The sequence below is a fragment of the Phytohabitans rumicis genome (assembly GCF_011764445.1).
GTDB classification, from domain to species: Bacteria; Actinomycetota; Actinomycetes; order Mycobacteriales; family Micromonosporaceae; genus Phytohabitans; species Phytohabitans rumicis.
In genome coordinates this window covers 6206145-6218787 of the sequence record NZ_BLPG01000001.1, presented here as the reverse complement: position 1 = coordinate 6218787, position 12643 = coordinate 6206145, and the positions used below count along the sequence as shown (strand labels likewise).

10 protein-coding genes, 1 other RNA gene and 1 pseudogene are annotated in these 12643 nt (G+C 72.5%); 4 read left to right on the top strand and 8 right to left on the bottom strand.

Annotated features, from left to right (window positions below):
• Positions 1-37: 37 nt before the first annotated feature.
• Both Prum_RS28305 and rnpB read right to left on the bottom strand, forming a co-directional pair.
• Positions 38-706: a histone H1 gene (locus Prum_RS28305; protein ID WP_173079253.1), complete on the bottom strand. Its 669-nt coding sequence runs from the start codon at positions 704-706 to the stop codon at positions 38-40.
• A 519-nt stretch (positions 707-1225) separates the two neighbouring features.
• An RNA gene (gene rnpB / locus Prum_RS28300) (RNase P RNA component class A) lies at positions 1226-1623 on the bottom strand.
• Between the two features lie 36 nt (positions 1624-1659).
• Here rnpB and Prum_RS28295 point away from each other — a divergent pair.
• Positions 1660-2417: pseudogene (locus Prum_RS28295) on the top strand (sulfite exporter TauE/SafE family protein).
• A 6-nt stretch (positions 2418-2423) separates the two neighbouring features.
• On the opposite strand, the gene Prum_RS28290 reads toward Prum_RS28295, so the two are convergent.
• From Prum_RS28290 to Prum_RS28280, 3 genes are read right to left on the bottom strand one after another with little or no spacing between them, the layout of a single operon-like run.
• Positions 2424-3557, bottom strand: coding sequence for a bifunctional RNase H/acid phosphatase (locus Prum_RS28290; protein ID WP_173079252.1), 1134 nt, complete (start codon positions 3555-3557; stop codon positions 2424-2426).
• On the bottom strand, positions 3554-4294 hold the full coding sequence (locus Prum_RS28285; protein ID WP_173079251.1) for a zinc ribbon domain-containing protein: 741 nt from the start codon (positions 4292-4294) through the stop codon (positions 3554-3556). The genes Prum_RS28290 and Prum_RS28285 overlap by 4 nt, the downstream gene beginning before the upstream one ends.
• Before the next feature lie 31 nt (positions 4295-4325).
• Positions 4326-5141 carry a Nif3-like dinuclear metal center hexameric protein gene (locus Prum_RS28280; RefSeq protein WP_246278147.1) on the bottom strand — a complete coding sequence of 272 codons (816 nt, stop codon included), beginning with the start codon at positions 5139-5141 and terminating at the stop codon, positions 4326-4328.
• A gap of 71 nt (positions 5142-5212) precedes the next feature.
• Here Prum_RS28280 and Prum_RS28275 point away from each other — a divergent pair, with 71 nt between their 5' ends.
• Both Prum_RS28275 and ftsH read left to right on the top strand, forming a co-directional pair.
• Complete coding sequence (locus Prum_RS28275; protein ID WP_246278146.1) at positions 5213-6049, top strand: response regulator transcription factor; 837 nt, start codon at positions 5213-5215, stop codon at positions 6047-6049.
• A gap of 810 nt (positions 6050-6859) precedes the next feature.
• Positions 6860-8734 carry an ATP-dependent zinc metalloprotease FtsH gene (gene ftsH, locus Prum_RS28270; protein ID WP_173079250.1) on the top strand — a complete coding sequence of 625 codons (1875 nt, stop codon included), beginning with the start codon at positions 6860-6862 and terminating at the stop codon, positions 8732-8734.
• Here ftsH and Prum_RS28265 read toward each other — a convergent pair.
• Positions 8710-9384 carry a response regulator transcription factor gene (locus tag Prum_RS28265; RefSeq protein ID WP_173079249.1) on the bottom strand — a complete coding sequence of 225 codons (675 nt, stop codon included), beginning with the start codon at positions 9382-9384 and terminating at the stop codon, positions 8710-8712. The genes ftsH and Prum_RS28265 overlap by 25 nt on opposite strands.
• 18 nt (positions 9385-9402) lie before the next feature.
• Between Prum_RS28265 and Prum_RS28260 the strand changes: the two genes are divergently transcribed.
• Positions 9403-10671, top strand: coding sequence for a HAMP domain-containing sensor histidine kinase (locus Prum_RS28260; protein WP_173079248.1), 1269 nt, complete (start codon positions 9403-9405; stop codon positions 10669-10671).
• Here the strand turns inward: Prum_RS28260 and Prum_RS28255 are convergent.
• Together Prum_RS28255 and Prum_RS28250 are read right to left on the bottom strand one after the other, a co-directional pair.
• Positions 10655-11245, bottom strand: a complete 591-nt coding sequence (locus tag Prum_RS28255) for a flavoprotein (RefSeq protein WP_371871274.1) — start codon at positions 11243-11245, stop codon at positions 10655-10657. The genes Prum_RS28260 and Prum_RS28255 overlap by 17 nt on opposite strands.
• Positions 11208-12437 carry a helix-turn-helix domain-containing protein gene (locus tag Prum_RS28250; protein WP_173079246.1) on the bottom strand — a complete coding sequence of 410 codons (1230 nt, stop codon included), beginning with the start codon at positions 12435-12437 and terminating at the stop codon, positions 11208-11210. The genes Prum_RS28255 and Prum_RS28250 overlap by 38 nt, the downstream gene beginning before the upstream one ends.
• Positions 12438-12643: the final 206 nt, after the last annotated feature.

Sequence of the window (12643 nt, the reverse complement as noted above, 5' to 3'; positions counted from 1 at the left end):
TCGGTCATTCTTACCGACGCCCCACACGTTGTCCGCACTAGCGGGTAGTGGTCCGTACGCTCTTGCGTGCGGTCGCCTTGCGCGCCGGCGCCTTCTTGGCCGCAGTGGTGGTGCGCTTGGCGGCGGTCGTGGTCTTCTTGGCGGCGGTCGTCTTCGCCGGCGCCTTCTTCGCGGTAGTCGTCTTCGTCGCCGCGGTCTTGCGAGCGGTCGTCGCCTTCGTCGCCGCGGTCTTCCGCGCCGTCGTCGTCTTCTTCGCCGCGGTGGTCTTCTTCGCCGCCGCCGTCGTCTTCTTGGCGGTCGCCGTCTTCTTCGCAGCCGTCGTCGTCTTCTTCGCCGCCGTCGCGGTGCGCTTGGCGGTCGTCGTCTTCTTGGCCACGGCCTTCTTAGCCGGCGCCTTCTTCGCGGCGGTCCGCGACGCGGGAGCCGTCTTCTTCGCGGCGGTCTTCTTGGCCGCCGTGGTCGTCTTGCGCGCGGTGGTCGTCTTCTTGGCCGCCGTCTTCTTCGCCGCGGTGGTGGTGGTCTTCCGGGCCGGCGCCTTCTTGGCCGCGGCCTTGCTCGTGACGGTCTTCCGAGCGGTTGCTGCCGCCGCCACGGTGGTCTTCGGCGCGGCGTCCGCCGTCGGCTCAGCCTCGGGCGTCACCGCGGTGCTCTTGGCAGCCGCGCGTTTCGCGGCCCCGGTGCTCGTGGCCTTCTTCGCTACGGCCATCTCTGTCTCCTCCTTGCGATTGCGATCCTCGCGCGGCCCCTTTGGCCTTGCGCAGCGATTCGCTCCGGTTAGTTGTCCTCCCCGGACCAGCGGGCGTCATCGGAGTCCCACTTTTCGTTTCGCTCCCGGACCTTCTCAAGCCCGTGCGCCGCCTCTTCCGCGGTCGCGTACGGACCCAGTTGGTACTTCGCCGGGCACGAGTTGGAATCGTCCTCGACGCGGTGATGACGCAAGCACCAGTAGTGCCGTGCGCCACTTCCGCTGTTGGTCATGAGATCACTGTGCACCGCAAAACGAACAAGCGCCACCTTTTCGGCGGAAAAATCGGGTGCGCCTCCACAATAGACCTGACCGGCTGACAACGGTACGCGACTCGCCCGCCTTCGTCGTACCCGAAGAAAGCCTTATTCGATAAGGGATTTACCGCCATTAGCACAGGCCGATCGCGGAGCCAGCCGGGTTGCCCGCGCCAGAAAAAATTCTGGGCGCGACACGCCCCATCCAATGTGTGCGGTGCGACGGACGAGTCGGCCTGTACGCCGGATTCTGTGCCGGCGAGTGCTTCGCCGGCGGCGGCCATCCATCTCGGCCTGCCGTTGCCGACAGGCTCTAGCGACCTACCCGCAGGCATCGGACGGGCCGTCCTCGAACGCCTGCGCAGACCACCGCCTCGCGGCGGTGGCCCTTCTTGGCCTTGCTCCGGGTGGGGTTTACCGAGCCGCCCCGGTCACCCGGGACGCTGGTGGGCTCTTACCCCACCGTTTCACCCTTACCGGGCCGAAGCCCGGCGGTCTGTTTTCTGTGGCACTTTCCCGCGGGTCACCCCGGGTTGCCGTTAACAACCACCCTGCCCTGTGGAGTCCGGACGTTCCTCGGCAGCTCCCGATAGAAGCTGACGCGACCGCCCGGCCGACTCGTCCGTCGCACCAGCAATGGTACTAGCCTCGGTGGCGATGGATCTTCATGAGGCGGCACTTCTGGTCATCGCCGGACTCGGCGCGGGCATCGTGAACGCGGTCGCGGGCGGCGGCTCTCTGATCACCTTTCCCGCGCTTATCGCCGCGGGCCTGGCTCCCGTACCGGCCAACGTCACCAACTCGATCGCGGTATCCCCCGGGTACGTCGCGAGCGTGCTGGGCAGCCGCGCGGACCTACCGCGCGGCCGGGTACGCGCGCTCGTGCCCACCGCGGCCGTGGGCAGCATCGCCGGCTGCGCGCTCCTGCTCGCCACGCCGGCGCGCGCGTTCGAGCTCGTGGTGCCGTTCCTCGTGCTCGGCGCGACGGCGGTGCTCGCGTTCCAGGACCGGCTGCGCCGGCTCGTCGGGCACCCGCGTGACCTGTCGCCACGCCGGCAGGCGCTGGCGCTCCAGGCGATGGTGGCGCTCGGCTCGCTGTACGGCGGCTACTTCGGCGCGGCGCTCGGCGTGATGTTCGTCGCCGTGCTCGCCCTGGTGCTCGACGAACCACTCGTACGGGTGACGGCGGTGAAGAACGTGCTGTCCGCGGTGACGGGTGTGACCACCGTGGTCGTGTTCGCCCTCTTCGGTCCGGTCGACTGGGTCGCCGTGGCGGTGCTCGCGCCCGCCGCCATGCTCGGCGGGTACGCCGGCGCGCGGCTGGCCCGCCGGCTGCCGAGCGCCGTCCTGAAGGGGTCATCGTGGCGTTCGGCACAGCGGTTGGCGTGGTGCTGCTGATCCGCGCGTTCAGCTAGCCAGCTTCAGGCCAGGTGGGCGGTCTCGTTGACCGAACGCACCGCCACGCCGCCGTCCGGCCAGGTGTCCACGATGGACAGGCCAGCGGGGTCGAGGTAGAGGCGGTGCAGGAAGGCGTCGCCGGCCCCGAGCGCGTCGCGCAGCAGGATCTTCAGTGGAGAGACGTGGGAAACGACCACGACAGTGCTTTCCGGGTACCCCTTCTGCAGCATCGCCATCACCCGACGTACCCGCGTTGCCACCGCCCGGAACGACTCCCCGCCGGGTGGGGCCTCCTCAGTGGACCCGAGCCAGGCATCCATCTCGTCCGGCCACTGTGCACGAACGTCGGCGAACGTCCGCCCCTCCCAGGCGCCGAAGTCGCACTCGACCAGGTCCGGCTCCACCTCCACGGGCGCCCCGTCCAGCGCCGCGCTGATCTCCTCGGCGGTACGCGTACAGCGGGACAGCGGCGAGGTCACCACGGCGGCGACGGAGGGCGCCAGCGCGGCCACGCGTACGCCGGTGGCCCGGGCCTGGGCCAGTCCCACGTCGGACAGCGGCACGTCGCCGCGACCGGAGTAGCGGCGCTGCGCGGTCAGCTCGGTCGCGCCGTGGCGTACCAGGATCAGCCGGGTGGGCGTGGTCGCCGGCGGCTCCCAGGAGCGGCGAGGGCTACCCGCGGCCGGCGCCGCGGGCTGACCTTTTCCCACCGGTTGACCGTTTCCCGGCGGGTCGGTCTTTCCGGCCGCGGCGTCCATCGCCTTGTTGGCCAACGCGTCGGCGTGCCGGTTGCGCTCGCGCGGGATCCAGGTGAACGTCACCTGGTCGAAGCGGCGTACCAGCGTGGCTGCCTGGGCGGCGAGCGGACGCAGGCCGGGGTGCTTGATCTGCCAGCGGCCGGACATCTGCTCGACGACGAGCTTGGAGTCCATGCGCACCTCGACCTCGACCGCGCCCAGGTCGGCGGCCGCCTGCAGGCCGGCGAGCAGCCCGGAGTACTCGGCGACGTTGTTGGTCGCGACCCCCAGCGCCTCGGCCCGCTCGGCGAGCACCTCACCCGTGTTGGCCTCGCGGACCACCGCGCCGTACCCGGCCGGCCCGGGGTTCCCCCGCGCCCCGCCGTCCGCCTCGACCAGCACCCGCAACCGCCGGCTCACAGCCCGGACTCCGCGGTGCGGACCATGATGCGGCGGCACTCGTCGCAGCGCACCACGTCGTCGGCGGGGGCGGCCTTGATCCGGGCCAGCTCGGTGCCGTACAACTCCAGCCGGCACCCGCCACACCGGCCCGCCTTGAGCAGCGCCGCGCCGAGGCCGCCGGACGACTCGCGGATCTTGTCGTAGAGGGCGATCAGGTCGGCCGGGAGGTCGGCCACCAGCGGCTGCCGGGCGCCGCTGCGGAACTCCGCCTCCTTGGTGATCTCGGCCAGTGTCTGGTCGCGCCGGGCCTCCGTCGCCTCGCGGGTCTCCCTGCCGGCCGCCTGCTTGGCCAGCAGCTCGTCGAGCGTGGCCTGGGCGGTCTCCCGCTGCTCCATCAGCTCCAGCTCGGCGTCCTCCAGCTCGGTCTGCCGGCGGGTCAGCGACGCCAGCTCGTGCTGGAGCGCCTCCAACTCGCGGGCCGGGCCGCGCCCCGTGTCGAGGCGGGCCTGGTCCTTGTCCTTGCGGGTGCGCACCTGGTCGACGTCGCGCTCCAGCCGGGCGATGTCGCGGTCGAAGTCGTCGACGGCCACCTGGGCACGGATCCGCTCGTCTTCCAGCGCGGACAGCTGCCGGGCGAGGGCCTCCAGCTCGGCCAGCTCCGGTAGGGTGCGGCGCTTGTGGGCGAGCTGGGCCAGCGCGGTGTCGATCGCCTGGAGGTCGAGCAGGCGCCGCTGGGCTTCCGGTTCTGCCTTCACGAGCGGGGCTCCTTCAACGAGTGGTGCACGGTTACAACGAGTGGTGAACGGTCCACGGATCGGTGTCGAGGTCGGAGACGACGGCCTCCACGCCACACGCGGCGCGCAGGTGGGCCGCGAGGTCGTCGAGCCACGGCCGTTCGGTCGCCCAGTGCGCGGCGTCGAGCAGGGCGGGGCCGCCACCGGCGAGGTGCTCGCTGACCGGGTGGTGGCGCAGATCGGCGGTCAGGTACGCGTCGACGCCCGCGGCGGTCGCGTCGGCCAGGAACGAGTCGCCCGCGCCACCACACACGGCCAGGGTTTCGATCACGCGATCGGGTGGCCCCGCGGCGCGTACCCCCCAAGCGGTCTGTGGCAGAGCGCCGGCCGCGACGTGGGTGAGCTCGGCGAGCGTCAGGGGCGCCGGTAGGCGGCCGATCCGGCCGGTGCCGAGCCCGGCGTCGCCGTCGAGAGGCCGCAGCGGACGCAGGTCGCGCAGGTCCAGCCGGGCGGCGAGCGCGTCGGATACACCCGGGTTGGCCACATCGGCGTTGGTGTGCGCGACGAAGAGCGCCACGTCGCGCTTGATGAGCTGGTGGACGATGCGTCCTTTGTACGTCGTAGGAGCCACCGAGGAAACCCCGCGCAGCAGCAGCGGGTGGTGGGCCACGATCAGGTCCGCGCCCACCTCCAGGGCCTGCGCCACCGTCTCCGGCACGCAGTCGACGACGCACAGCACCCGGCGCACCGGCGCCTCCGGCTCGCCCAGGACGAGTCCCACCCGGTCCCAGGACTCTGCCTGGGCCGGCGGGTAACGCCGGTCGAGCGCCGCCACCAGATCGGCGACGGTGGGTTCAGTTGTCGTCACGGCGGCGAGGCTACCAGCGCGGTGACCCGCTCCTCATGGTCCTCTCATCGACGGTGGCGCAGCGTGTCCTCATGAGTTCACCGAACGACCAGGACGGGCGTGTCCGCTGGGGCGACGACCTGGCCCCCGGGCCGGCGGAGTCCGGAGCTTGGCGCTCCGCGCCAAGCTCCGAGTCTGCCGGCATCCGGCGCCAAAGCGAGCGGAGCGAGCCAGCTGGCACGGCACCCGCCGCGATGCGGCTGCTGGTCGTCGAGGACGATCCGGCTATGTCGGCGCTGCTGGTGCGGGGCCTGGAACGCATCGGGTACGTCATCGACGCGGTCGACAACGGCCCGGACGCGCTCTGGAGCATCTTCGAGAACGGGTACGACGCGGTCGTGCTCGACGCGATGATCCCGCCGCCGGACGGGTTCGAGGTGTGCCGCCGGATGCGTGCCGAGGGCCGCTGGGAGCCGGTGCTGCTGGTGACCGCGCGGGACGCGGTGCCGGACCGGGTACGCGGGCTGGACGCCGGCGCGGACGACTACCTGATGAAGCCGTTCACGTTCGCCGAGCTGTACGCCCGACTGCGCGCGATCATCCGGCGGCACCCGCACGCCCGGCCGGCCATTCTGCAGATCGGAGACCTGACTTTGGATCCGGTATCCAAGGTGGTCCGGCGTTCTGCGACCCGGATCGCGCTGTCGCCACGGGAGTTCGCGCTGCTGGAGGCGTTCATGCGCCGGCCCGGCGAACTCCTCAGCCCGGCCGACCTGGTCGACGACGTGTGGGACCTGGCCCTCGACGGCCCCGAACTGGTCGGCACGTACGTGCGCTACCTACGCGACAAGGTCGACCGGCCGTTCGGGCGGCACAGCATCGAGGCGCTAACGGATCTCGGAGGCTACAGATTGGATCCAGAAGCCTGACTCCACTCCCGCCTTCGCGCCCCGCCTGCCCCCGCAGCCACGCCCGCCCCGGCGCCCAGCGCGGCCGCCCGGCCCCACCCTCCGCGGCCACACAGCGCGCACCGCACCGCGCGCACCGGGTCGCGCCGCGCGCTGGCGCGTGGCGTCGATCAAGGGCTTGCCCGTCGATCAAGGGCATATGGCCGTGGTTTAGAGATCAAAGCACGACCATTCGCCCTTGATCGACGCGAAAGTCCTTGATCGGCGCTGCGCGCCGGCGTGGCGCGCGGCGCGGTGCGGGCACAGCGCCGGCCGCGCACCGCGCGGTGCCCCGCAGTGCGCTGCACGCCGGCACGATGCACGCACCGCGGTGCTGCGATGGCGCTCGCGGGGCGGGCGGCCGCGCCGATCAAGGCCCTGCCCGCCGATCAAGGGCAAATGGCCGTGGATTGGAGATCAAAGCACGACCGTTCGCCCTTGATCGACGCGAAAGTCCTTGATCGGCGCTGCGCGCCGGCGTGGCGCGCGGTGCGGTGCGGGCACAGCGCCGGCCGCGCACCACCGCGGTGCTGTGATGGCGCTCGCGGGACGCGCGGCCGCGCCGATCAAGGCCCTGCCCGCCGATCAAGGGCATATGGCCGTGGTTTAGAGATCAAAGCACGACCATTCGCCCTTGATCGACGCAAAAGCCCTTGATCGACGCACCGCCCGAGCGGCGCGCGGCCGCAAGCGGCGCGCGGGCCCGAGCGGGGGCGGGCGGGGCGGGGGCTGTGATGGCGCTCGCAGAGGGCTCTCATCACTGTCTCACCGACGCGGGCGGACCGTGGGGGCATGACGATCGACTCCCGAAAGCCGCCGGGTGCGCCACGGGGGCGCCCGGCATGGCGGCGCTGGCTGATCCCCGCCGGCCTGGTGCTGACGCTCGCGCTCCTGATCGCGCCGACCCTGCTGACCACCGAGCCGGCGCACTACACGTACAGCGAGTTCGTCACGCAGGTGGAGGCGGGGCACGTCAAGCAGGTGTCGATCAATGACGAAGGCGCGGTCGACGGGAAACTGACGGGCGGCCGCGCCTTCTCCACGCAGTTGCCGACCGCGCTCGGCTCGACCGGGCTGGAGCAGGACCTGCGGGCGCACAACGTGACGATCACGGCGACCCGGTCCGGGTTCTCGTGGTGGACGCTGCTGGGCAGCTTCGCGCCGCTGGTCCTGCTGGTCGGGCTCTTCTGGTGGACCGGGCGGCGCGCGGCGCGGGGGATCGCCGAGATCACCGGGCCGGGTGGCTTCGGCGGCATCGGGCGGGCCCGCGCCAAGGTCATCGACACCGAGCGGCCGTCGACCCGGTTCTCCGACGTGGCCGGGTACGACGCGGTCAAGCAGGAGATCAGCGAGGTCGTCGACTACCTGCGCCGGCCGGAGCGCTACCAGGCGTTGGGCGCCACCGGGCCGCGCGGGGTGCTGCTGGTCGGGCCGCCGGGCACCGGTAAGACCTTGCTGGCGCGGGCGGTGGCCGGCGAGGCGCGGGTGCCGTTCCTGTCGGTGTCCGGGTCGGGCTTCGTGGAGATGTTCGTGGGCGTGGGCGCCTCCCGGGTGCGGGACCTCTTCGCCGACGCCCGCCGCCGCGCGCCGTCCATCATCTTCATCGACGAGATCGACGCGCTGGGCGCGCGCCGCGGCGGGCTGGCCGTCGGCGGCGGGAACGACGAGCGGGAGCAGACGCTCAACCAGATGCTCGCCGAGATGGACGGCTTCGACCAGGCCGGCGGCGTGGTGGTGATCGCCGCGACCAACCGCCCGGACACGCTGGACGCGGCGCTGCTGCGGCCCGGACGGTTCGACCGCCAGGTCACCGTGGGCCTGCCCGCGCAGCGCGAGCGCACCGCGATCCTGACCGTGCACGCGCGTGGCAAGCCGGTCGGCGCCGACGTGGACTTCGACGTGGTGTCCCGGGCCACGCCCGGCTTTTCCGGGGCGGACCTGGCCAATTTGGTCAACGAGGCGGCGATCCACGCCGTACGGGATGGGCGGACCCAGGTGGGCGCCGCGGACTTCGACGCGGCCCGGGACCGGATCCTGCTCGGCCACCGCGAGTCCAGCAACCTGCTGCTGCCGGAGGAGAAGCTGGCCGTCGCCATCCACGAGTCCGGACACGCGCTGGTCGCGGCGGTGTCCCCGCACGCCGACCCGGTGGCCAAGGTGACCATCCTGCCGGCCGGCATGGCGCTGGGCGCGACCGAACAGCTGCCCGACGCCGAGCGGCACCTGTACGGCGAGGCGTACCTGCTGGACTCGCTGGCCGTACGGATGGGCGGCCGGGCGGCGGAGTTGCTGGTGCTGGGCGAGGCGTCCACCGGCGCGGCCAACGATCTGGCCAGCGCCACCGGGCTGGCGCAGAAGATGGTCCGCGAGTTCGGGCTGTCACCGGCGCTGGGACCGGTCGGCTACCCGGCCGAGAGCGGATCCGGGTTCTTGCCCGGCGGCGCCGAGCTGTCCCGGCCGTTCTCCGAGTCGACGCAGCGCCGGATCGACGAGGAGGTGGCGCGGCTGCTGCGCGAGGCCGAGGAGCGCGCGCTGGACCTGCTGCGCCGGCACCGCCGGGCGCTGGACGCGCTGACCAGCCTGCTGCAGGAGCAGGAGACGGTGGATGGGAAGGCCGTACGGCGGATTTTGGAAGCCAGCGGTCAGGAGGACTCGCTGAGGCGGTAGCCGGCGCCGCGTACCGTCTGGATGCTCTGCCGCCCGAACGGCCGGTCCAGCTTTTCCCGCAGGTACCGGACGTAGACGTCGACGACGTTGGAGCCGCCCTCGTACGCGCTGTCCCACACGTGGTCGATCAGGTAGGTGCGGGACAGCACCTCGCCGGCGTGCCGCATCAGCTCGTGCAGCAGCGCGAACTCCTTGGCCGACAGGGCCACCGCCCGGCCGTCCCGGGCGACCGTACGGCGGGCCGGGTCGAGCGCGATCCCGGCCACGCTGAGCACGGTGGGGCGGCGGGCCGGGGCGCGCCGGGTCAGCGCCCGGACGCGGGCCCGCAGCTCGGGCAGCGCGACCGGCTTGACCAGGTAGTCGTCGGCGCCCGCGTCGAGCGCGGCGACCCGGTCGGGCACGGCGTCCCGCGCGGTGAGCACGAGGATCGGCACCCAGCGCTCCTCGCCGCGCAGCGTCCGGGTCACCGCCACCCCGTCCGGCTCGGGGATCATCAAGTCCAGGACCAGCAGGTCGTACGGCTGCTCGCGGGCGGCCCACAGCGCGTCCACGCCCGTGCCGACGACGTCCACCGCGTGCCCCTCGGCGGCCAGCCCGCGGCGGAGCACGTCGGCGAGGGCGGCATCGTCCTCGACCAGCAGCAGCCGCACGGGGATTACGGTACGCGCGTGAAGGTCTTACCAGGCACGCTGCGCGGGCGCCTCGTGGCGGCGTACGCCATCGGGCTCTCCGTGGTGGTCATCGTGGTGTTGGCGGCCGGCTACCTGGCCCTGGTCGCCGAGCTGCGGCACGCGGCCGAGGAGGACCTCGCGATCCGCCTCGACGACGTCAGCGCGGCCGTCGAGACCGGCGACCTCCTGCCGGTCGGGCGCGACCCGTACGCCCAGGTGATCGCCGGGGGCGCGGTGGTGGCCCGGTCGGCCGCCACCCCCAGCACGCCGGTCCTGACGCTCAAGGCGGCCGGCGAGGTCGTCGAGCAGAAGAGTCCCGGCCTGCGCGGCACCGCCATGCTGGCCGCCCGCCGGCTGCCCGACGGGCGGCTGCTCGTCGTCGGCACCAGCCTCGCCACCGTCGACGCCACCGCCCAGCGGGTGCTGATCGGGCTCGCGATGATCGGGCCGGCGCTGGTGCTCGTGCTCACCCTGGCCGTACGGCGGGTGGTGGGGGGCGCGCTCGGTCCGGTGGCGGCGATGACGAGCCGGGCCCGCGAGCTGAACACCGGGCGGCTGCCCGAGCCGCCGGGCACCGACGAGATCGCCACGCTCGCGCGGACGCTGAACGAAATGCTCGACCGCATCGACGCGGCCAACCAGCGCGAGCGGGCGTTCCTCGACGACGCCGCGCACGAGCTGCGTACCCCCGTTGCGGTGTTGCGCGCGGAACTGGAGCTGGGCCTGGCCGACGACGACCCGCGGCAGGCGATGCGGGCCGCGCTGGTGGAGGCTGACCGGCTCAGCCGGTTGGCCACCGACCTGCTGGTCATCGCGCGGGCCCGGGCCGGAACGCTGGAGCTGGACCGGGGGCCCACCGATGCCACCGTCGTCGTACGGGACGCCGCCCAGCGGGTGGCCCGGCTGCACGGGCTCGCGGTGGAGGTCACCGGGCAGGAGGTGGTCGCCGAGGTCGACGCCGTACGCCTGGAGCAGGTGGTGACGAACCTCGTCGGCAACGCGGCGCAGGCCCGTGCGGGCCGGGTACGCGTCGCCGTCGCCCAATCGGCGGCCGGCGCGCTGGTCGTCACCGTCGACGACGACGGCCCCGGTTTCCCGGAGGAGTTGCTGCCGGTGGCGTTCGACCGGTTCCGCGGCACGCCCGGCGGGTCCGGCCTGGGGCTGGCGATCGTCGCGACGGTGGCGCGGGCGCACGGCGGCGACGCGGTCGCCAGCAACGCGTCGGCGCTGGGCGGAGCCCGGGTCCGGGTCAGCTTCGGCTCGTGACCCGCGCCTCCAGCGCCTCCAGCGCCGCGTGCCACGGGAAGCTGTCCCGGTGCAGTTCGCCCGTGCCCGGCGGGTGCAGCGGCACCACGTCGTCGCCGAAGAGCACGGTGACGCCCCAGCTGCGCAGCCGCATCAGGCTCTCCCGGAACGCCGGATGGGACCCCATCGCCGCGTTCGTGTACGGCATCGCGACGATCGGCAGCCCCTTGCCCTGCCCCTCCACGACCAGGCCGAGGGCGAGCGTGTCCGCGATGCCGGCCGCCCACTTGTTGACGGTGTTGACCGTGGCGGGCGCGACGATGATCGCGTCCGGCGCCGGCAGCACGTCCGGGTCGCCGGGGTTCTTGTAGAGCGTGCGCACCGGGTGCCCGGTCAGCAGCGCGAGCGCCGGCACGTCCACGAACTTCCGGCCGTCCGGCGTGACCACGACGCACACGTCCCAGCCCTGACGCTGGGCCATGGTGACGAGCCGGCCAACGTCCCGGGCGACCGGTGACCCGCAGGCGATGCAGTAGAGGACGCCCCGGCTCACTCTCTCAAACTCCAACGCCCATGTGCTCGGCCAGCTCCGCAACCGGTGCGGGGGGCGTTCCCTTGGTCCGCCGGAGCACATCGGTGAGCACCTCCTGCGCGATCGGCCGGCAGCGGATCTCGGAGGGGGCGAGCCGGTCGCCCTCCAGCAGCATCTCGCTGGCCCGTTCCACGTCGCCGATCTGGGTGTAGCCCCGTGCGATGTCGATGAAGTGGTGCGCCCGCCGCTCGGGCAGCAGCGCCGCGAACGCGTCGCCGTCGATCCGCTCGTGGGTCTCCACGGCGACTCGACCGTCGCCCAGCTCCACCGCCGCCGCCGCCCGGTGCAGCTGCACGTTGGTGGGGCCGAAGCAGGTCCAGAGGTGGTTCTGGTCGCTGCCGAGCTCGCGCGCCGCCTCTTCGGCGGCGCCCAGCAGGTCGCGGACGGTCGCCGTGTCGCCGATCCGCGCGGCGGCCATCGCGCCGTTGAGCAGCAGCATGCCGTACACGGAGATCCGCTCTGGGGTGGCCTCGTTGTCACCGCCGGGCGCGAGCCGGTTGGCGATGTTGACGTTGACCTCGAGCGCGGGCCGGGCCCGGCCCAGCGCGAGCAGCGCGCTGCCGACCCGGTAGCTGGCGATGCCGGCGAGCAGCTGGTCGCCGGCCCGCTGGGAGACCGCGATCGACCGGTCGGCGGCGAGCCAGGACAGCTCGTGCTCGCCCAGCTTGCGCAGCGTCGAGGAGGCGATCTGGTAGACCTGCCCGAGCAGGTGCGCGGCCTCGGACGAATCCGTCCCCTCGCCGTGCGCGGTGTCGGCCGCCTGCCCGTCGCGCAACAGCTTCGGCAGGGCGCGGGCGAGCACGCCGTACTTGGCATGCTGGTACGTCAACCAGGCGTGGCTGACCGCCTTGCGCATCTCGGCGAGTGGCATCGCGTGGGTCGGTGCGAAGAAGAACGCACTGATCTGGTCGTACCGCTCCAGGGCCGCGCGGATCTCCTCCACCTCGACCTGGTCGATGCAGTTGATGCTGTCCGTGCGCCGCTCGGGATCCTTGCCGAGCAGGAGCTGCACGTCGACCTGCAACACGTCGGCGATCTCGTAGACGACGGAGAACTTGTCCAGCCGGCGTACGCCCCGCTCGACCTTGTCCACCCAGCTCTTCGACTTGCCGAGCCGGTCGGCGAAGACCTGCTGCGACATCTTTCGGCGCCCACGCCAGTACGCGACGCGGCGCCCAATGGGCAGCTCGTCCACGTCGTCCCTCCCCTGCTTCGACCGGCGACCGGGCCGGTTAAGCGTTTGGCCTATGGGGCTCGGACCGATTGTGCCGGTTCGTCACCCATTTGTGCTGGTCGCACACGCTGTGCGCTGGAACGGTGACCGTCGCTCGTAGTTTCTATGCAAGTTGCAAGCGGCTCTCTGTCAAGCGCAACGACCGCGTGTCGTGCTGGTGACGCTGC